This window comes from Pseudomonas sp. NY15374, from assembly GCF_048068255.1.
GTDB lineage: Bacteria > Pseudomonadota > Gammaproteobacteria > Pseudomonadales > Pseudomonadaceae > Aquipseudomonas > Aquipseudomonas machongensis.
In genome coordinates this window covers 67,227-86,228 of the sequence record NZ_JBLUPZ010000008.1, presented here as the reverse complement: position 1 = coordinate 86,228, position 19,002 = coordinate 67,227, and the positions used below count along the sequence as shown (strand labels likewise).

Genomic DNA, 19,002 nt, shown 5'->3' with positions numbered 1-19,002 from the left:
CGCCTTGGCCCGACCAGTGGCTCCTGGCCGCTATCTAAGGCGCACAGCCGTCCCGGTGGCGAACACCACGACCATTCCGCCCTGCACGGACGGCATGCTGATTTCGAAGTCCACCCCCACCACTGCATCGGCCTGCAAGCGACGTGCCCGCTCCAGCAGTTCCTCAGTGGCCTGCTCGCGCGCCTGGCGCAATGCGCTTTCCAGGGTTTGCGAGCGACCGCCGAAGAAGTCGCGCCAGCGTGCGAAGAAATCGCGCACGAAGTTGACGCCCTGCACCGATTCGGCGCTGACCACGCCGAGGTACTCGGCGATCGGGCGACCTTCGAGCTGGCTGGTAGTGGAAATGATCATGGGCGCGGCTCCGTGGTTCTGGAAAACCCCAGATCCTAACAGAGCCTTGCGCTGAACAGCGCTAGTGCGCGCTGGCAGCTCGCAGGCGCTGGCTCAGGCGAGGCCCGAAGACATTGATCAGCAGCCCCAGCATCACCAGCAGCGCCCCCCAACCCTGCGCGGCGCTGAGGCGCTCGTCGAGCAGCCAGGCGGAGGAGCTCAGGCCGATCACCGGCACCAGCAGCGAAAATGGCGCGACCTTGCCGGCCGGGTGACGCGAGAGCAATGTGCTCCACAGGCTGTAGCCGAGCATGGTGGCGACCAACGCCAGGTAGAGCAGCGCCAGCACCGAACTCATGCCGATGTTGGCCAGCGCATGGCCGATGCGCTCCGGCCCCTCCAACCACCACGACAGCGCCAGGAACGGCAGCGGCGGAATCAACCCGCCCCAGATCACCAAGGCCACCAGATCCACCGAGCCAAAACGACGGGTGATGATATTGCCCATGCCCCACATGGCACCGGCGCACAGGGTCAACAGCAGCGCCACAAATGGCACATGGCTGCTGTCTTCGCTGCCGATCACCGCAAGGCCGCCGGCCGCCACCAGCAACCCGAGCACGCTGGCCGGGCGCAAGCGCTCACCCAGAAACAGCGCCGCGAAACCCAGGGTGAAGAACGCCTGCGACTGCAGCACCAGCGAAGCCAGACCCGGGGGCATGCCGCTGTACATGGCCTGGAACAGGAAGGCGAACTGCCCCAGCGAGATGGTCGCGCCATAGGCAATCAGCCAACGCCAGGGCAGGTTCGGACGCTTGATGAAGAGGATTGCCGGAAAGGCCACCAGCATGAAACGCAAGGCACCGAGCAGCATGGGCGGAAGGCCGTCGAGCCCGACCTTGATGACCACGAAGTTGACGCCCCAGGCAATGATCACTACCAGAGCGATCAGCAGGTCCTTGACTGGCATTTCGGTGTTCCTTCTCTCAGGCTTTACTAGACATATTTCGTTACAGCATAAGGGTATTCCGTCGACAGCGACCAGCACAGTTGCGGCCCAGGGTTGCGCAACAGTCAGCTGTTTGCGCAAGGGTTGAGCGGTTTTGCAGCGGTCGTCTCGCGGCAAGTCGGAGCGCCTAATCGCTGCTTGTGTCCTGAAAGGTGCCGCGTAGCGGCCCCAGGATCTGTGCAGATACACAGAGTATCGGGCGCTTCTGCGCAGCCCTTTCGCAACATAAGGCCACTCCTACAGGGCCGATTGCCGTCGAGGGCAAAGACTGAAGTTACCCCGGCAATCGATACCGCTCGGCAAAATACTGCCGGAAGAACTCCACCGCGACCCGCACCTTGGCCGATCCGGCCAGGGGCGCGGTGTACACCGCCCAGATGTCCGCCGCCTGCTGGTAATCCTCCAGTACCTGTACCAACCGGCCATCGATCAGGTTGTCGTGCACATCCCACCACGAGCGCAGCAGGATTCCGCGCCCATCCAGGCACCACTGGTGCGCCACCTCGCCATGGTTGCTCGACAGCGGCCCGGTCACCCGCACGCTTTCTTCGCCACTGGGCCCCTCCAGGTGCCACAGACCGAACGGATGATCGCGTTCCTTGATCACCAGGCAGTCGTGGCTGGCCAGCTCCGCCAAGGTGCGCGGTGTACCGTGCCGGGCCAGGTAGGCCGGCGCCGCGCAGAGCACCCGGCGATTGCGCGCCAGAGGCTTGGCAATCAGGTGCGGTGCGATGACGTTGCCCACGCGAATGTCCAGGTCGACACCTTCGGCGATCAGGTCCACCAGCCGATCGTGCACGTCCAGACGGATGTCCAGGCGCGGATAGCGCGCCGCCAGCTCCGACAGTGCTGGTGCCACGAAACGTCGCCCCAGCCCCAGGCTGCTGGCGATGCGCAGTTGCCCGGCAGGCTCGCGCTGGCCGGCGTTGAGATCGTCGTCCATGCCCTGGAGCGCATTGAAGATCTGTTGTGCCCACTGATAGACCCGTTCGCCCTCCTCGCTCACCGTCACCCGTCGCGTGGTGCGATGCAGCAGGCGTACGCCCAGGCTTTCTTCGAGCAGCCGGATACGCTTGCTGACGAACGCCGGCGACATGCCGCGCTCGTCCGCCACTGCAGCAAAGCTGGCACGACGGGCCACGTGCAGGAAGATATCGAGGTCGTCGAGGTTCGGCAGATTATTCACGATACGTACACTAAGAATAAATGAATGGATGGATTATCTCTGAATCGTCTCCTTATAGCATGAGCCGCATCTGTTCCCAAACACACGAGATGCACGTCATGACCAAGACCTTCAAAATCGCCGCCATCCCGGGTGACGGCATCGGCAACGAAGTCCTCCCCGAAGGCATCCGCGTGGTCGAGGCCGCGGCACGCAAGCACGGCCTGGACCTGCAATTCGAGTTCTTCGAATGGGCCAGCTGCGACTACTACCTGGCCCACGGCAAGATGATGCCCGATGACTGGTTCGAACAGCTCAAGGGCTTCGATGCGCTGTTCTTCGGTGCCGTCGGCTGGCCAGACAAGGTGCCCGACCACATCTCGCTGTGGGGCTCGCTGCTCAAGTTCCGCCGCGACTTCGATCAGTACGTCAACATCCGCCCGGTGCGCCTGTTCCCTGGCGTGCCCTGCCCAATGGCCAACAAGCAGCCGGGTGATATCGACTTCGTGGTGATCCGCGAGAACACCGAGGGTGAGTACTCCTCGCTCGGCGGACGCATGTTCGAAGGCACCGATAACGAATTCGTGCTGCAGGAATCGGTGTTCACCCGCCGCGGCGTCGACCGCATCCTCAAGTACGCGTTCGAAGTCGCCCAGACCCGCGAGCGCAAGCACGTGACCTCGGCGACCAAGTCCAACGGTATGGCCGTGAGCATGCCCTACTGGGACGAGCGCACCGCCGCAATGGCCGCGCACTACCCAGAGATCAGCTGGGACAAGCAGCACATCGACATTCTCTGCGCACGCTTCGTGCTGCAGCCAGAGCGTTTCGACGTGGTGGTGGCCTCCAACCTGTTTGGCGACATCCTCTCCGACCTGGGTCCGGCGTGCGCTGGCACCATCGGCATCGCGCCCTCGGCCAACCTCAACCCCGAACGCAAGTTCCCGTCGCTGTTCGAGCCGGTGCATGGGTCGGCGCCAGACATCTACGGCAAGAACATCGCCAACCCGATCGCGATGATCTGGTCCGGCGCGCTGATGCTCGAGTTCCTCGGCAAGGACGGCGACGACGCGCGCTACCAGGCCGCCCACGACGACATCCTCAAGGCCATCGAGACCGTGATCGCCAACGGCGACACCACCCGCGACATGGGCGGCAGCCGTTCCACCCAGGAGGTCGGCAAGGCCATCGCCGAACTGCTCGGCGCCTGACCAGCAGTATGGATATCCGTGAGAGCGGCGGGTCGCCGCTCTCATAGGGATAGAGCGGGCTTCGCGCGCTCACCGGAACTGCACCAGCCTCGCTTTGACCACATCGCCACAAAACCCGCCATCAGGATTGTCCGACGATCCTCTTGCGGCCCTCGACAAATCCATGCACACTTTTCGTTAACCAATGGATTTGTGTTAATCAATGGTTAACAGAGTAAAAAAGCCTCACCGATACGGACTTCCCCAACGCCTGACTCCTACTACAAGAAAAGCTCCAGGAGACAATTGATGTCCCCCGATAACAAAAAGATCGACGTGTTCCTGATTGCCATGAGCCTGCTTGCTGTACTGCTCACCGTGATCGGCCTCGCAGCCTTCCCTGTTCAGGCAGAAGGCATGGCCAACCAGCTGTTCGAACTGTCCACCCGTACCTTCGGCACCAGCGTTCAGGTGCTGGTGTTCGCCAGCACCCTCGCGGTGCTGTACATCGCCTTCAGCAAGTACGGCAACATCCGCCTGGGCAGTGGCAAACCCGAATATGCCACCACCACCTGGGTGTTCATGTTCATCTGCGCTGGCATGGGGTCCTCGACCCTGTACTGGGGCGTGATGGAATGGGCCTACTACTACCAGACACCCGGCCTGAACATCGCACCGATGTCCGCCCAGGCCCTGGAATACAGCGTCAGCTACTCGTTCTTCCACTGGGGCATCAGCGCCTGGTCGATCTACGCCTTGGCATCACTGGCACTGGCCTACCACTTCCACGTACGCAAGAAGACCGGCCTGAACCTGGCCTCGATCATCGAAGCGGTGACCGGCTTCAAGGCCACCGGCCCCGTTGGCCGCGCAGTGGACCTGATCTTCCTGCTGACCATGATGGGCGCGCTGACCGTGTCGCTGGCATTGACCGCCTCGACCCTGACCCGCGGCCTGTCGGACCTGGCCGGCACCCCCAACACTTTCACCGTGCAACTGCTGGTGATCGGCGCGGTGGCGCTGCTGTTCTCGCTCAGCTCCTACATCGGTATCGATGGCGGCCTGCAGCGCCTGTCGAAGATGGTCTGCATCGGCGCCCTGGTGTTCGCCGGCGTGGTGCTGCTGGTCGGCCCGACCCAGTTCACCATCAACAACACGGCCAACGCCGTCGGCCTGATGTTCCAGCACTACGTGCACATGAGCCTGTTCACCGACCCGGCCGGCGACGGCGCCTTCACCCGCAACTGGACAGTGTTCTATTGGCTGTGGTGGGTATCCTATGCCCCAGGCGTTGCCATGTTCGTCGCCCGTGTATCGCGCGGCCGGCAGATCAAGGAAGTGGTGTTCGCCCTGCTGATGGGCGGCAGCTTCGGTTGCTGGTTCTTCTTCGGCGCGCTGGAAAGCTACAGCATGCACCAGTTCATCAACGGTCAGATCGACGTGCCGAAGATGCTCAGTGAACTGGGCGGCGAAGCAGCGGTAACCGACCTGCTGCTGGCGTTGCCGTGGGGCACGCTGTTCCTGGCGGCATACCTGTTCATCATGGCCGTGTTCTGTGCCTCGCACATGGACGCCGCCGCCTATGCCGTGGCCGCGACCAGCACCCGCAACCTTCGTGAAGGCGATGATCCAAGCCCGACCCTGCGCCTGTTCTGGTGTGTAGTGCTGACCCTGGTACCGCTGGCCATGCTGTTCGCCAAGGCCTCGCTGTCGACCATGAAGACCGCAGTGGTCCTGACCGCGATACCGTTCATGGTGATCCTGCTGGTGAAGATCTACGGATTCTTCAAATGGCTTGCCGCGGACTACGGCGACATGCCGGCCTACCGCATCGAGGAAGAAGCGGCACGCCTGGCCGGTGAGCAAGCGCCCGCGAAAGCACCGCGCAGCGCGGCGACGGTTCACTGATCGCCGGTGAGTATGTGGTGAGTGGGCGGGCCCTTCGCGGGCAAGCCCGCTCCTACGAGATGCTCGACACGGGATCGAAAATTTTTTTGCCCTGATTGTTAACTGACAGATACGCGTTAACCAAAATAAAACCGAGAGACAGCCATGAACGATTTCAAACGCCTGCCCGCCGACTTCTGCACCAACCCTGAAGAGGCCTATACCCTCCCGGCCAACTTCTATACCAAGGCCTCGGTGTTCGAGCACGAAAAGGAAGCGATCTTTGCCCGCAGCTGGATCTGTGTCGGCCACGGTAGCGAGGTTGCCGAGAAGAATGCCTACATCACCCGCGAAGTGATCGGCGAAAGCATCATCGTCGTGCGCGGCCGCGACGATGTACTGCGTGCCTTCTATAACGTCTGCCCGCACCGCGGCCATCAGTTGCTCGAAGGCAGCGGCAAGGCCAAGAACGTCATCACCTGCCCCTACCACGCCTGGACCTTCAAGCTCGACGGCGAACTGGCCCATGCGCGCAACTGCGAGAACGTGGTCAACTTCGACAAGCAGAACTCCACCCTGGTGCAGCTGCGCGTTGAAGAGTACGCAGGCTTCATCTTCATCAACATGGACAACGATGCAGGCTCCGTCGAAGACCAGCTTCCAGGCCTGCAGCAACGCATGCGCGCGGCCTGCCCGGTGATCGACGACCTGCACCTGGCGGCGCGCTTCGTCAGCGACACCCCGGCCAACTGGAAATCCATCGTCGACAACTACCTGGAGTGCTACCACTGCGCCCCGGCCCATCCTGGTTTCTCCGCGTCGGTCGACGTCGGCCAGTACAGCCATAGCCTGCACGGCAACTGGACCCTGCAGTACGGGGTGGCGACGCCCTCGGAGCAGTCGTTCACGTTCGACGAATCGGTCAAGGATCCGTCCTTCGCCGGCTTCTGGGCCTGGCCGTGCACCATGTTCAACGTCCCGCCAGGAGCCGACTTCATGACCGTGATCTACGAGTTCCCGGTCGATGCCGAAACCACCCTGCAACACTACGACATCTACTTCCTCAACAAGGACATCAGCGAAGAGCAGCAAAAACTCATCGACTGGTACCGCGAAGTGTTCCGCCCAGAAGACTTGCGCCTGGTGGAAAGCGTGCAGAAGGGCCTGAAGTCCCGCGGCTACCGTGGCCAGGGCCGGATCATGGTCGACCAGCAGCGCAGCGGTGTCAGCGAGCACGGTATTGCCCACTTCCACAACCTGATCGCCGTCGCCCACCTGGACGACTGATTTCCCTGAAGTTCGTCCCGCGTCAGGGCCTGGCGCGGGGCTTTGCTGTCGAGGTACGCCATGGCCAAGCAATACGAGATGTTCAAGGTAAAGGTCACCGGCGTGGAGCAAGCCACCCCGCTGATCAAGCGCTTCACCCTGGCCCGCGCCGACGGCGCCGCCCTGCCGGCCTTCACCGGTGGCAGCCACGTCATCGTGCAGATGCAAGGTGCCGACGGGCGCCAGTTCAGCAATGCCTACTCACTGATGAGCGACCCGCGCGAACTGTCCAGCTACCAGATCGGCGTGCGCCTCGAGGAGCAGTCCAAGGGCGGCTCGGCGTTCATGCATCACCAGGTGGAGGTGGGCAGCGAGCTGACCATCTCCAGCCCCAACAACCTGTTCGCCCTGGAGCCGGAGGCCGGTCGCCATGTGTTGATCGCCGGCGGCATCGGCATTACCCCGTTCCTGGCGCAGCTGCACGAACTCGAAGGCGGCGCGACGCCCTATGAATTGCACTACGCATTCCGCGCCCCCGAGCACGGCGCCTTCCAGGCCGACCTGGAAAATGGCCCGCATGCGCACAGCACACGGTTCTACATCGACAGCCTCGAGCGCAAGCTTGACCTGGCCGCCCTCTGCGCCAACCTGCCCGATGATGCGCACCTTTATGTCTGCGGCCCCAAGCCGCTGATCGACGCAGTGATCGCCAGTGCCGCAGCGGCCGGGATCGCCGAGTCACGCGTGCACTGGGAGCAGTTCGCCGCTGCCGCCCCTGCCGCCGGCAGCGCTTTCACCGTGGTGCTGGCGCGCTCGGGCACCGAACTTGAAGTCGAGCAAGGCATGACCATCCTCCAGGCCATCGAGAAGTCCAAGGCGGCCAAGGTCGAGTGCCTGTGCCGCGAAGGTGTGTGCGGCACCTGCGAGACGGCCATTCTCGAAGGCGAAGCCGAACATTTCGACCAGTACCTGAGCGATGAGGAAAAAGCCTCGCAGCAGACCATGATGCTGTGCGTGTCGCGCGCGCGCAGCGCACGGCTGGTGCTGGACCTGTAAGGCAGGCCACCCGGCAGCTCGGCACCGCGGCCTCGCCCGCGGTGCAGTACCATGTAGACGTCCTTCCAGCGTCGACATGTCCATGACCCATCCCGCCAGCTTCCCGGATACCCCCCACGTCTGCCACGACCTGCCGCGTCGGGTGCTGTTCCTCGCCTACCCGCAAATGGGCCTGCTTGACCTGACGGGCGCACAGACCGTGTTCTGGGCGGCGAGCAAGGCCCGCAACGAACGAGGGCTGCCAGGCTATGAAGTGCGTACGGCAAGTCTTGGCGGCGGGCTGATCACCACAGCCGAGGGCCTGGCGGTGGCCAGCGAATGCCTGCAAGTCCTGCTCGATCAGGCCCTGGACACGCTGGTGGTGCCCGGTGCACCGCAGATGATCGGGCTGCTGCCCGACCAGGGCGAGTTGATCGAAGCCCTGCGACACGCCAGCCACAAGGCACGACGCACGGCATCGGTGTGCAGCGGCACCTTCCTGCTTGCCGCGGCCGGATTACTGCAGGGGCGTCGTGCCGCCACCCATTGGGCGATGTGCGACGACCTGCAGCGGCTGTTCCCTGAGGTACAGGTCGATGCCGAGTCGATCTTCGTCGAACAGGAGCATTTGTGGACCTCGGCCGGCGTCAGCGCCGGCATCGACCTGGCACTGGCCTTGGTCGAGGCCGACTGTGGCCGGGAGGTCGCCATGCAGGTGGCACGGGAACTGGTGGTGTTCCTCAAGCGGCCCGGCGGCCAGACCCAGTTCAGCCAACTGCTCAAGGTCCAGGGTGAAGACAGCGCCGCCTTCGAAGCCTTGCACCTATGGATCAACGACAACCTGGGCGACCCGCGCCTGAGCGTGGAGTGCTTGGCGGACCAGGCGAACATGAGCCTGCGCAACTTCACCCGGGTGTACAAGCAAAAGACCGGTCGCACCCCGGCCAAGACCCTCGAGCTGTTTCGCGTGGAAGCCGCGCGCCGCCTGCTGGAGTCCTCCGCGCAGCGTATCGAGCAGATCGCCCGCCTGTGCGGCTTCGGTAACGAAGAACGCCTGCGCCTGGCTTTTCAGCGCCACCTGCAGGTCAGCCCACGCGACTATCGCGCCCGTTTCGCCCGTAGCGTGCCCCTGGCCGAAATCCAGGGATCTTTGACCTAGGGCCGCCCCGCCAGCGCACGTAGCATCGCCGTGACAGATCGAGCCTTGCGGCTACGCCTGTCGGGCCACGGCCGTGCGACGCCAGCAAGCCTCATCATCGACTTCGGCCAGTCAGGCGAACCGCACTGCGCCGCCAGCCGTTCGAGCGACCCTTCCTGCGTCATCGCATGCCGTGCCCGTTACCGACAACACCCATAATTTGCGGTATCCGGAATTTTCCAGGAGCACAACGATGAAACAGATCCTGATCCTCGGCGCAGGCTTCGCCGGCCTCTGGAGCGCCCTGGGCGCTGCGCGCCAGCTCGACCTGCACGGACGCGACGACGTCCAGATCACGGTGCTCGCACCACAGGCCGAGCTGCACATCCGCCCACGCTTCTACGAGCCTGACGTTCACCAGATGGCTGCACCGTTGCAGGCGCTGTTTGACGCAGTAAACGTGCGCTTCGTACAAGGTACGGCCCACCACATCGACGAGGCAGGTCAACGCGTCGGCTATCGCAGCGCAGATGGCAGCGAGGCGACCCTGGCCTACGACCGGCTGATCATGGCGTGCGGCAGCATCCTCAATCGTCCGGCGCTTGCGGGCATCGAGCGGGTATTCGATGTCGACAAGATCGACAGCGCCACACGCCTGGAAGAGCATCTCAAGTCGTTGCCGGCCCAACCCGATACACCGGCGCGCAATACCGTGGTGGTTGCCGGGGGCGGTTTTACCGGTATCGAGACGGCCACTGAACTCCCCGCGCGGCTGCGCAAGATCCTCGGCGACCCGGTGAAGCATCGTGTGGTGGTGGTCGATCGCGGTGCACGGATCGGTGCTGCGCTGGGCGACGGCATCAGCCCGGCGATCGTCCAGGCATCGCAAGCGTTGGGGGTGGAGTGGATCTGCGGCGCATCAGTAAACGCAGTGGACGCCGCCGGCGTCACGCTGGACAACGGGCAGCGCATCGATGCCAATACCGTGATCTGGACCGTCGGCTTCGTGGCCAACCCACTTACCGCACAGGTCAGCGGCGAGCACGACCGTCAGGGCCGTCTGCATGTGGACGGCGCCCTCAAGGTCAAGGGCAATGCGGCGGTCTACGCGGCAGGTGACGTCGCCTATGCCGCCTGCGACGAGGTGGGCAATTTCGCGGTGATGTCGTGCCAGCACGCCATCGCGCTGGGTCGCTACGCCGGCAACAACGCCGCCGCCGAGTTGATCGGCGTGGCGCCGATGACCTACAGCCAGCCCAAGTACGTGACCTGCCTGGACCTCGGTGCGTGGGGCGCGGTGTACACCGAAGGCTGGGACCGCAAGGTCAGCCCGCCGGAAGACAAGCACGAGGCCAAGGCACTCAAGAGCCAGATCAACAGCATCTGGATCTACCCACCAGCGGCCGAACGCGCGGCCGCCCTAGCCGCAGCCGACCCCTTGATCCCCGTGGCCTGATGCAGACCGCTGCGCGTCTGCAAGCCCCTGGCAGCCGCGCATCGGTTATAACCCCTGCGCAATACTTCACTTCCCTTGACCACTTCTCCTGCCCTAGTCTTGACCCATCGCACCCTGATCGCATCAGGCGATCGCAATGGGATCGAAGACCATCAGGAGATTTCATCGGATGAGCAACAGCCCCTACGTCCCACCGAAGGTCTGGAAGAACGACGCCGCAGCCGGCGGCCAGTTCGCCAGCATCAACCGCCCGATCGCCGGCCCCACCCACGACAAGGACCTGCCCGTCGGCAAGCATCCCCTGCAACTCTATTCGCTGGCCACGCCCAACGGCGTCAAGGTCACGGTCCTGCTCGAAGAGCTGCTGGCCCTGGGGCACAGCGGCGCTGAATACGACGCCTGGCTGATCCGCATTGGTGATGGCGACCAGTTCTCCAGCGGCTTCGTCGAGGTCAATCCGAACTCCAAGATACCGGCTCTGCTCGACCGCAGCGTCGAGCCGCCGGTGCGGGTGTTCGAGTCCGGTTCGATCCTGCTGCACCTGGCGGAAAAGTTCGGTGCCTTCCTGCCGAAAGACCCAGCCGCCCGCGTCGAAAGCCTGAACTGGCTGTTCTGGCAGATGGGCTCGGCGCCTTACCTGGGCGGTGGTTTCGGCCACTTCTACGTGTATGCGCCGGAAAAGATCGAGTACGCCATCAACCGCTTCACCATGGAAGCCAAGCGTCAGCTCGACGTGCTCGAGCGACGCCTGGCGGTGAGCCGTTACCTGGGTGGGGACGAGTACAGCATCGCCGACATCGCCGTATGGCCGTGGTACGGGCAGCTGGTGCGCGGCAACCTGTACGGCGCGGCCGAATTCCTGGCGGTGGAGGAATATCCGCACGTGCAGCGCTGGGCCGAAGAAATCGCCCTGCGCCCGGCCGTGCGGCGCGGCACCCGGGTCAACCGCACCTGGGGTGACGAGCAAAGCCAGGTGCCGGAGCGGCACTCGGCGGCAGACCTGCGGTAACGGCTCTACCCGCGAACACCGGCCATCGTGATGGCCTTTTCGCGGGTAAACCCGCTCCCACAGGTACGCGTCAACGCACCAGGTGCAGGAAGTGCAGGTGCCGTTCGAAGTGATCGAGAATGTCGCCGATCACTTCGTCCTTCGACCAGCCCATCACATCGTGGTCCTGCCCGCCCTCACGCAAGTGCACTTCGGCACGGAAGTACTTGCGCTCCTCACCGGCGGCATCGCTCAGCACGAAGCTGGGCATGGCATAGGCGCGCGGGCGAATCTCATAAACGAACACCTCATCGCTCGGCCCGACCTTGAGCGTCACTCGGCCACCCTCGCCTTCCTCGACGCTGCACTCATAACCCTGGCGACGCCACTCCTCGGCCACCGATTGGCAGGCCGGCAGCGCTACGTCAGCGATGAAGCGCTGCACATGTGAACGACGCGGGAACATCGCCAGGGTGCGCAGACGTCGCTGCCAGTTGCCCGCAGCACGCGAAGCGGTTGGCGAGATCGCCAGCGCCTGGTAGCGCAGGTCACGCTTGGTGGCGTCGAGCTTGAGCGCCTTGAGCAGCCCGCGCATGCTCAGCAGCAACGCCAGGGTAAACGGCAGCGCACTGGCGATGGTCGCGGTCTGCAGCGCCTTGAGGCCGTCGGCCAGCAGCAGTGCGATGGCGACGATACCCATGCTTGAGGCCCAGAAGATCCTCTGGCGGATCGGTGTGCCTTCCTTGCCGCCGGAGGCCAGCATGTCCACCACCATCGCGCCGGTATCGGCCGAGGTGACGAAGAACACCACCACCATGATCACCGCCAGGGTGCTGATGATGCTGGCGAAGGGGAAATGCTCGAGGAAGGCGAACAGCGCCAGCGACGTATCCTGCTCCACCGCCGCGGCCAGGTCGGTCAACCCCTCGTCAAGGATCATGTGGATCGCTGTGTTGCCGAACACCGTCATCCACAGCAGGGTGAACGCAGTCGGCACCAGCAGCACCCCGGTCACGAATTCACGGATGGTGCGCCCGCGCGAGATGCGCGCGATGAACAGCCCGACAAAAGGCGACCAGGCCAGCCACCAGCCCCAGTAGAACAGGGTCCAGCCGCCGATCCAGTCGGTGGGCTGATAGGCGTAGAGGTTGAGCGTGCGACTGACGATCTCGCTCAGGTAGCCACCCGTGTTCTGTACGAAGGTCTGCAGGATCAGCACGGTCGGCCCTAGCAGCATCACCATCAGCAACAGCAGCACCGCCAGGCCCAGATTTAGCTCGGACAACCGCCGAATGCCCTTGTCCAGCCCGGACATCACCGACAACGTGGCCAGGAACGTAGTACCGATGATCAGCGCGATCTGCACCGGAATGGATACCGGCACACCAAACAGGGCATTGAGCCCGGTGTTGATCTGCGACACGCCAAAGCCCAGCGAAGTGGCGACGCCGAACACCGTGCCGATGATCGCAAAGATGTCGACCGCGTGCCCCAGTGGCCCGTGGATGCGCTCGCCGATCAGCGGGTAGAGTGCCGAACGCAGGGTCAGCGGCAAGCCATGGCGATAGCTGAAATAGGCCAGGATCAACGCGACGATGGCGTAGATCGCCCAGGCATGCAGCCCCCAGTGGAAGAAGGTGATACGCATTGCCTCGCCCGCCGCCAGCACCGTGCCGCCCTCACCCAGCGGTGGCTTGAGGAAGTGCATCACAGGCTCCGCGACACCGAAGAACATCAGGCCGATGCCCATGCCTGCGGAGAACAGCATGGCGAACCAGGTGGCATTGTTGTAGTCGGGGGTGCTGTGGTCGGGGCCGAGCTTGATATCGCCGTAGCGACTGATGCCCAGAAACACCACAGTGCCGAGAATCAGCGCCACACCGAGAATGTAGAACCAGCTGACATTGACGATGATCCAGCCCTGGATATGTGCGAACAACGCCTGTGCATGGGCCTGGAACACGCTGGCGTACAGCACCAGAATCAGCAGCAGGACCGCGGAAATCCAGAAAACCGGTGGGTTGATGGTGGGCTTGCGAGGTTGTTCGGGCGGACTTGCCATGTACGGGTAATCTCCATCAGGGCGCTTCATGCGCACGGTTAGCTACGACAAACGGTAGACGCTGATGGTTTTGCCCGTCGTGACATATCGGATGTTTCTGAATTTTTCAAAGCGCGCCCTCCTGAGCACACGCCCTCCTGCCCGCACATGCCGTGCTGCAAACAGGTTTTTCCCTGGTGCAAACCTGCGCCCGCGCAGGGCTTCTTGTACACTCGCCTGCATAAAATCCACCTGTACATTTTGGTGACAGCATGATCGAGGTAACCGAGGTTTCCATTGCCGAGCTGCGCAACGCGCTCGAGTCCGGCCGCACGACGGCGGTCGAACTGGTCAAGGCCTACCTGGCCCGTATCGACGCCTACGATGGAGCCGACACCGCCACCGCGCTGAACGCCGTCGTGGTGCGCAACCCCGAAGCGCTCAGGGAGGCCGAGGCCTCCGACGCCCGCCGCGCCGCCGGCACCACGCTTGGCCCGCTGGACGGCATCCCCTACACCGCCAAGGACAGCTACCTGGTCAAGGGCCTGACCGCCGCCTCCGGCAGCCCGGCGTTCGAGCATCTGGTCGCCCAGCGCGACGCGTTCACCGTCGAGCGCCTGCGCGCTGCAGGCGCGATCTGCCTGGGCAAGACCAACATGCCGCCCATGGCCAACGGCGGCATGCAGCGCGGCGTCTACGGCCGCGCCGAAAGCCCGTACAACGCGGCCTACCTCACCGCCCCCTTCGCCTCTGGCTCCTCCAACGGCGCCGGTACCGCCACGGCGGCCAGCTACAGCGCCTTCGGCCTGGCCGAGGAAACCTGGTCGAGCGGTCGCGGGCCGGCGTCGAACAACGGCCTGTGCGCCTACACCCCATCGCGTGGGGTGATCTCGGTGCGCGGCAACTGGCCGCTCACGCCAACCATGGATGTGGTCGTGCCTTACGCACGGACCATGGCCGATCTGCTGGAAATTCTCGACGTGGTGGTGGCCGACGACGCCGACACCCGTGGCGACCTGTGGCGCATGCAACCCTGGGTGCCAATCCCGGCAGCCTCGAGCGTGCGCCCCGCCAGTTACCTCGACCTGGCCGTCGGCGCCGGCGCGCTCAAAGGCAAGCGCTTTGCCGTACCGCGCATGTACATCAATGCCGACGCCGAGGCCGGCACGTCGGAAAAACCCGGCATTGGTGGCCCGACTGGCCAGCGCATCAACACCCGCGCCAGCGTCATCGACCTCTGGGAGCAGGCCCGCAAAGCGCTGGAGGCGGCAGGCGCCGAAGTGGTCGAAACCGACTTCCCGTTGGTCTCCAACTGCGAGGGTGATCGTCCGGGCGCGCCGACCGTGTACAACCGCGGTATCGTCAGCAAGGAATTCCTGCACGACGAGCTGTGGGAATTGTCCGGCTGGGCCTTCGACGATTTCCTGCGCGCCAACAACGACCCCAAGCTGAACCGTCTGGCTGACGTCGACGGGCCGAAGATCTTCCCGCACGATCCGGGCACCCTGCCCAACCGCGAGGACGACCTGGCGGCCGGCATGGACGAATACGTCAACATGGCCAAGCGTGGACTCAAGTCCTGGGACCAGATCGCTACCGTCCCGGACGGCCTGCGCGGCCTGGAGCAAACGCGCAAGATGGACCTGGAAGACTGGATGGACGAGCACAAGCTGGACGCCGTGCTGTTCCCCACCGTCGCCGATGTCGGCCCGGCCGATGCCGATATCAACCCAGTCTCGGCAGACATCGCCTGGAGCAACGGGATCTGGGTCGCCAATGGCAACCTGGCAATCCGTCATCTGGGTGTGCCGACAGTGACCGTGCCGATGGGCGTGATGGCCGACATCGGTATGCCAGTGGGCCTGACCTTCGCTGGCCGGGCCTATGACGACAGTAACCTGCTGCGCTTTGCCGCAGGTTTCGAAGCCACCGGCTCGCGCCGGGTGATTCCACCGCGCACGCCACCACTGAGCTAACGTTCGAGCGCAATCCACACTCGCCAGATTCAACTATTTGTGTAAAATTCAACACAATTAAGAATCTGGCGATTTCCCATGCCCGCACTCCCCCTTCAGCAAGAACGCCATCTCACCCTCACCGTCCTCAAGGCTGCGCTCCAGGCCTTGGGCAGCGTTGCGCCGCGCAACCTGGAAATCCTCCTGCACGACCTCGACAATCCCGAGCACTCGGTGATCGCCATCGTCAACGGCCATCTTTCGGGCCGTCGAGTGGGCAGCCCGATCCTGGCCGCACCGGAACAGGACCAAGGCTTCAAGGCACTGATGCACGCCGGCCGTACTCAGGACGGCTGCGAGCCGGTGGTGCTGCCGGACTACCCCACAACCCTCAAGGGGCGCACGCTGCGCAGCGCCACGGCAATCTTTCGCGACAGCGGTGGCCACCCGTTCGCCAGCCTGTGCGTGAACACCGACATCACCGGCCTCGATGCCGCCATGACCTTTCTCCAGCACTTTCAGCCACTCGGCGCCCTCCCGGACACACACCCGCCCCGTGAGGCGGCCGACATGACGCTGCTGATGAGCGAAATCATCCAGGACTCGCTGCAGCGCTCAGGCCGAGGGCGGATGAACAAGCAAGCCAAGGTCGAGGCCGTACGGGTGATGCAGGAGCGCGGCCTGTTCATCGTCAAAGGTGGCGTGGAGAAGGCTGCCGACGCCCTGGGCGTGACCCGCTACACCATCTACAACTACCTGGAGCAGCTGCGCGGCGACGCCACGCCGGCTGCCCGCGAACGCTGAATGCGGAGCCCGCCATGACCTTGCATATCCAGACCCCTTTGATCGAATCCCGCCCGCTGTCACTGGCCGCCGGCCGTACCCTGTGGCTCAAGCTCGAGGCCCTGCAGCCCTCTGGCTCGTTCAAGCTGCGCGGCGTAGGCCATGCCTGCGAAGTGCACCATGCGCGTGGCGCCCGGCACTTCGTGTCGTCTTCCGGAGGCAACGCCGGCCTCGCCGTGGCCTATGCCGGGCGCAGGCTCGGCGTGCCGGTAACCGTGGTGGTGCCGGAAACCACCAGCACGCGCGCCATCGAACTGCTGAAACTCGAAGACGCCCAGGTCGTGGTCAAAGGCAGCTCGTGGCAAGAAGCCAACCAGCATGCGCAAGGCTTGCTGGGCCCGGGTGATGCGTTCATCCACCCGTTCGACGACCCGCTGCTGTGGACCGGACATGCCAGCATGATCGACGAAGTCGCCCAGGCCGGACTCAAACCCGATGCAGTGGTGTTGTCGGTAGGGGGCGGCGGACTGCTCAGCGGCGTGGTCGAGGGGCTCAAGCGCAATGGCTGGCACGACGTGCCTGTGCTGGCGGTGGAAACCGACGGTGCCGCATCACTGCACGCCGCCATCGCTGCGGGCCATCCGGTGGAACTGCCGGCCATCACTTCGGTGGCCACCTCGCTGGGCGCCAAGCGTGTGGCGGACCAGGCGCTGGCCTGCGCACAAAACCACCCACTGCACAGCGAGCGAGTAACCGACCATGCGGCGCTCCAGGCCTGCGAGCGCTTCCTGCACGATCACCGAATACTGGTAGAACCTGCCTGCGGCGCAGCGCTGGCCCTGGCCTACGCACCCGAGCGCCTGGCGCAGTACAGCAACGTGCTGATGATCGTCTGCGGTGGCGCGACTGCCACGCTGGAGCAGATTCGCGACTGGCTTGCAGCCTAGCGGCCAGTGCTCGCGAAACAAGGCCACTCCTGCAAGACCTGCAGGAGTGGCCGTTTCTTCAGGCGTGGTTGATATCCCGGTCCTTGGTCTCAGGCAGGAAGAAGATACCCAGCACCGCGGTCATCACCGCGATGACGATCGGGTACCACAACCCGTAGTAGATATCCCCCGTGGCCGCCACCATGGCAAAGGCCACCGTCGGCAGGAAACCGCCGAACCAGCCGTTACCGATGTGGTAAGGCAGCGACATCGAGGTGTAGCGGATACGCGCCGGGAACAGCTCCACCAACCAGGCAGCGATGGGGCCGTAGACCATGGTCACGTAGATCACCAGAAGGGTCAGCAGCAGCAACACCATCGGGTAATGGATCTTCGCCGGGTCAGCCTTTTCGGGATAGCCGGCCTCCTTCAGCGCGCCGGTCAGGGTCGCGGTGAACGCATCGCCCTGAGCCTTGAGCTCGGCCGCCGCCAACCCTGTGCCTTCGAAGCTTGCAATGACCCGTTCACCGATACGCACCTGCGCCACACTGCCGGGCTGTGCACGTTCGTTGTCATAGGGAATGGCGCGCTTGGCCAGCAGGCTCTTGGCGATATCGCAGGAACTGGTGAATTTGGCCTTGCCCACGGGATCGAACTGGAACGAGCACTGCGCCGGGTCGGCAATCACCACGACGGGGTTCTGCTCCTGGGCGACAAACACATCCGGGTTGCCGTACTCGGTCAAGCCCTTGAAGATCGGGAAGTAGGTGAGCGCGGCAATGATGCAGCCCGCCATGATGATCTTCTTGCGCCCGATGCGATCGGACAGGCTGCCGAACAGGATGAAGAACGGCGTGCCAATCAACAGCGAACCTGCGATCAGCAAGTTGGCGGTCTGGGGGTCGATCTTCAGGGTCTGCAACAGGAAGAACAGCGCGTAGAACTGCCCGGTGTACCACACCACGGCCTGGCCGGCAGTGCCGCCGAGCAGCGACATGATCACCACCTTGAGGTTATCCCAACGCGCGAAGGATTCGGTCAGCGGCGCCTTGGACGCCTTGCCCTCGGCCTTCATCTTCAGGAACACCGGCGACTCGTTGAGCTGCATGCGGATGTACACCGAAATCACCAGCAGCAGGATCGAGATCAGGAACGGAATCCGCCAGCCCCAGGCTTCGAACGCTTCGGTACCCATCACCGTGCGGCAGGTCAGGATCACCAGCAGCGACAGGAACAGGCCCAAGGTGGCGGTGGTCTGGATCCACGACGTGAAAAAGCCACGCTTGCCGGGCGGTGCGTGCTCGGCCACGTAGGTCGCTGCGCCACCGTACTCGCCGCCCAGCGCCAGGCCTTGCAGCAGCCGCAGGGAGATGAGAATGATCGGCGCCGCCACGCCGATGCTGGCATAGCTGGGCAGTATCCCGACCACGGCAGTGGACAGGCCCATGATGATGATGGTGATGAGGAAGGTGTGCTTGCGCCCGATCATGTCGCCGAGTCGGCCGAACACGATGGCCCCGAACGGCCGCACGGCAAAGCCTGCGGCAAACGCCAGCAAGGCGAAGATGAACGAGGTGGTTTCGTTGACGCCGGCGAAGAAGTGCTTGGCGATGATCGCCGCCAGCGAGCCGTAAAGGTAGAAGTCGTACCACTCGAACACGGTGCCCAGGGACGAGGCGAAGATGACCTTCCTCTCCTCCCGACTGATGCCGCGTTGGGGCGCACTGCCCGTCGATGTGCTGTCGATTGCCGCCATGGGTTGCCTCCGTCTTGTTCTTGTCAGGCCGGAGTACCTCAGAAAAACAGCATCGCACCCTGGCCCCGGGTCTAAGC

At 64.0% G+C, this 19,002-nt stretch carries 15 protein-coding genes; 10 read left to right on the top strand and 5 right to left on the bottom strand.

What is annotated here, in order from left to right:
- Positions 1-30: 30 nt before the first annotated feature.
- The 3 genes from ACNFHO_RS17550 to ACNFHO_RS17540 form a co-directional block, all read right to left on the bottom strand.
- Positions 31-351 carry a YbjQ family protein gene (locus ACNFHO_RS17550; protein WP_063544738.1) on the bottom strand — a complete coding sequence of 107 codons (321 nt, stop codon included), beginning with the start codon at positions 349-351 and terminating at the stop codon, positions 31-33.
- A 61-nt stretch (positions 352-412) separates the two neighbouring features.
- Positions 413-1,300, bottom strand: coding sequence for an EamA family transporter (locus ACNFHO_RS17545; protein WP_054893771.1), 888 nt, complete (start codon positions 1,298-1,300; stop codon positions 413-415).
- Between the two features lie 313 nt (positions 1,301-1,613).
- Positions 1,614-2,525, bottom strand: a complete 912-nt coding sequence (locus ACNFHO_RS17540) for a LysR substrate-binding domain-containing protein (RefSeq protein ID WP_063544736.1) — start codon at positions 2,523-2,525, stop codon at positions 1,614-1,616.
- 98 nt (positions 2,526-2,623) lie between these two features.
- Here ACNFHO_RS17540 and ACNFHO_RS17535 point away from each other — a divergent pair, with 98 nt between their 5' ends.
- The 7 genes from ACNFHO_RS17535 to yghU all read left to right on the top strand — a co-directional run bounded on the left by ACNFHO_RS17535 (position 2,624) and on the right by yghU (position 11,485).
- Positions 2,624-3,715 carry a tartrate dehydrogenase gene (locus ACNFHO_RS17535; protein WP_416766952.1) on the top strand — a complete coding sequence of 364 codons (1,092 nt, stop codon included), beginning with the start codon at positions 2,624-2,626 and terminating at the stop codon, positions 3,713-3,715.
- Positions 3,716-4,003: 288 nt separating this feature from the next.
- Entirely contained in the window at positions 4,004-5,602 is a 1,599-nt protein-coding gene (locus tag ACNFHO_RS17530; RefSeq protein WP_063544732.1) for a BCCT family transporter, read from the top strand.
- Positions 5,603-5,746: 144 nt separating this feature from the next.
- On the top strand, positions 5,747-6,868 hold the full coding sequence (locus tag ACNFHO_RS17525) for an aromatic ring-hydroxylating oxygenase subunit alpha (protein ID WP_063544730.1): 1,122 nt from the start codon (positions 5,747-5,749) through the stop codon (positions 6,866-6,868).
- Positions 6,869-6,928: 60 nt separating this feature from the next.
- The gene (locus ACNFHO_RS17520; protein WP_054893766.1) at positions 6,929-7,903 is read left to right on the top strand and encodes a PDR/VanB family oxidoreductase; all 975 of its coding nucleotides are present in this window, start codon (positions 6,929-6,931) and stop codon (positions 7,901-7,903) included.
- An 82-nt stretch (positions 7,904-7,985) separates the two neighbouring features.
- Positions 7,986-9,041 (top strand): GlxA family transcriptional regulator, encoded by a 1,056-nt coding sequence (locus ACNFHO_RS17515; protein WP_416766951.1) that lies wholly within the window; start codon positions 7,986-7,988, stop codon positions 9,039-9,041.
- 232 nt (positions 9,042-9,273) lie between these two features.
- Positions 9,274-10,476 carry an NAD(P)/FAD-dependent oxidoreductase gene (locus ACNFHO_RS17510; protein WP_416766950.1) on the top strand — a complete coding sequence of 401 codons (1,203 nt, stop codon included), beginning with the start codon at positions 9,274-9,276 and terminating at the stop codon, positions 10,474-10,476.
- 169 nt (positions 10,477-10,645) lie between these two features.
- Positions 10,646-11,485 (top strand): glutathione-dependent disulfide-bond oxidoreductase, encoded by an 840-nt coding sequence (yghU, locus tag ACNFHO_RS17505; RefSeq protein WP_416766949.1) that lies wholly within the window; start codon positions 10,646-10,648, stop codon positions 11,483-11,485.
- A 70-nt stretch (positions 11,486-11,555) separates the two neighbouring features.
- Here yghU and ACNFHO_RS17500 read toward each other — a convergent pair whose 3' ends face one another.
- Positions 11,556-13,526, bottom strand: coding sequence for a BCCT family transporter (locus ACNFHO_RS17500; protein ID WP_416766948.1), 1,971 nt, complete (start codon positions 13,524-13,526; stop codon positions 11,556-11,558).
- Positions 13,527-13,777: 251 nt separating this feature from the next.
- Between ACNFHO_RS17500 and ACNFHO_RS17495 the strand changes: the two genes are divergently transcribed.
- From ACNFHO_RS17495 to ACNFHO_RS17485, 3 genes are all read left to right on the top strand, one after another.
- The gene (locus ACNFHO_RS17495) at positions 13,778-15,481 is read left to right on the top strand and encodes an amidase (RefSeq protein WP_112898130.1); all 1,704 of its coding nucleotides are present in this window, start codon (positions 13,778-13,780) and stop codon (positions 15,479-15,481) included.
- A gap of 78 nt (positions 15,482-15,559) precedes the next feature.
- Complete coding sequence (locus ACNFHO_RS17490; protein WP_063544716.1) at positions 15,560-16,264, top strand: helix-turn-helix transcriptional regulator; 705 nt, start codon at positions 15,560-15,562, stop codon at positions 16,262-16,264.
- 14 nt (positions 16,265-16,278) lie between these two features.
- Positions 16,279-17,190 (top strand): pyridoxal-phosphate dependent enzyme, encoded by a 912-nt coding sequence (locus ACNFHO_RS17485; protein ID WP_125930042.1) that lies wholly within the window; start codon positions 16,279-16,281, stop codon positions 17,188-17,190.
- A 58-nt stretch (positions 17,191-17,248) separates the two neighbouring features.
- On the opposite strand, the gene ACNFHO_RS17480 is transcribed toward ACNFHO_RS17485, so the two are convergent.
- Entirely contained in the window at positions 17,249-18,925 is a 1,677-nt protein-coding gene (locus ACNFHO_RS17480; RefSeq protein ID WP_112898127.1) for an MFS transporter, read from the bottom strand.
- Positions 18,926-19,002 lie beyond the last annotated feature (77 nt).

Coding starts and splice junctions, on each gene's coding strand:
- ACNFHO_RS17485 (WP_125930042.1), top strand. CDS start 16,279: ATGACCTTGCATATCCAGACCCCTTTGATCGAATCCCGCCCGCTGTCA.
- ACNFHO_RS17545 (WP_054893771.1), bottom strand. CDS start 1,300: ATGCCAGTCAAGGACCTGCTGATCGCTCTGGTAGTGATCATTGCCTGG.
- ACNFHO_RS17550 (WP_063544738.1), bottom strand. CDS start 351: ATGATCATTTCCACTACCAGCCAGCTCGAAGGTCGCCCGATCGCCGAG.
- ACNFHO_RS17530 (WP_063544732.1), top strand. CDS start 4,004: ATGTCCCCCGATAACAAAAAGATCGACGTGTTCCTGATTGCCATGAGC.
- ACNFHO_RS17495 (WP_112898130.1), top strand. CDS start 13,778: ATGATCGAGGTAACCGAGGTTTCCATTGCCGAGCTGCGCAACGCGCTC.
- ACNFHO_RS17490 (WP_063544716.1), top strand. CDS start 15,560: ATGCCCGCACTCCCCCTTCAGCAAGAACGCCATCTCACCCTCACCGTC.
- ACNFHO_RS17535 (WP_416766952.1), top strand. CDS start 2,624: ATGACCAAGACCTTCAAAATCGCCGCCATCCCGGGTGACGGCATCGGC.
- ACNFHO_RS17525 (WP_063544730.1), top strand. CDS start 5,747: ATGAACGATTTCAAACGCCTGCCCGCCGACTTCTGCACCAACCCTGAA.
- ACNFHO_RS17500 (WP_416766948.1), bottom strand. CDS start 13,526: ATGGCAAGTCCGCCCGAACAACCTCGCAAGCCCACCATCAACCCACCG.
- ACNFHO_RS17515 (WP_416766951.1), top strand. CDS start 7,986: ATGACCCATCCCGCCAGCTTCCCGGATACCCCCCACGTCTGCCACGAC.
- ACNFHO_RS17480 (WP_112898127.1), bottom strand. CDS start 18,925: ATGGCGGCAATCGACAGCACATCGACGGGCAGTGCGCCCCAACGCGGC.
- ACNFHO_RS17510 (WP_416766950.1), top strand. CDS start 9,274: ATGAAACAGATCCTGATCCTCGGCGCAGGCTTCGCCGGCCTCTGGAGC.
- ACNFHO_RS17520 (WP_054893766.1), top strand. CDS start 6,929: ATGGCCAAGCAATACGAGATGTTCAAGGTAAAGGTCACCGGCGTGGAG.
- yghU (WP_416766949.1), top strand. CDS start 10,646: ATGAGCAACAGCCCCTACGTCCCACCGAAGGTCTGGAAGAACGACGCC.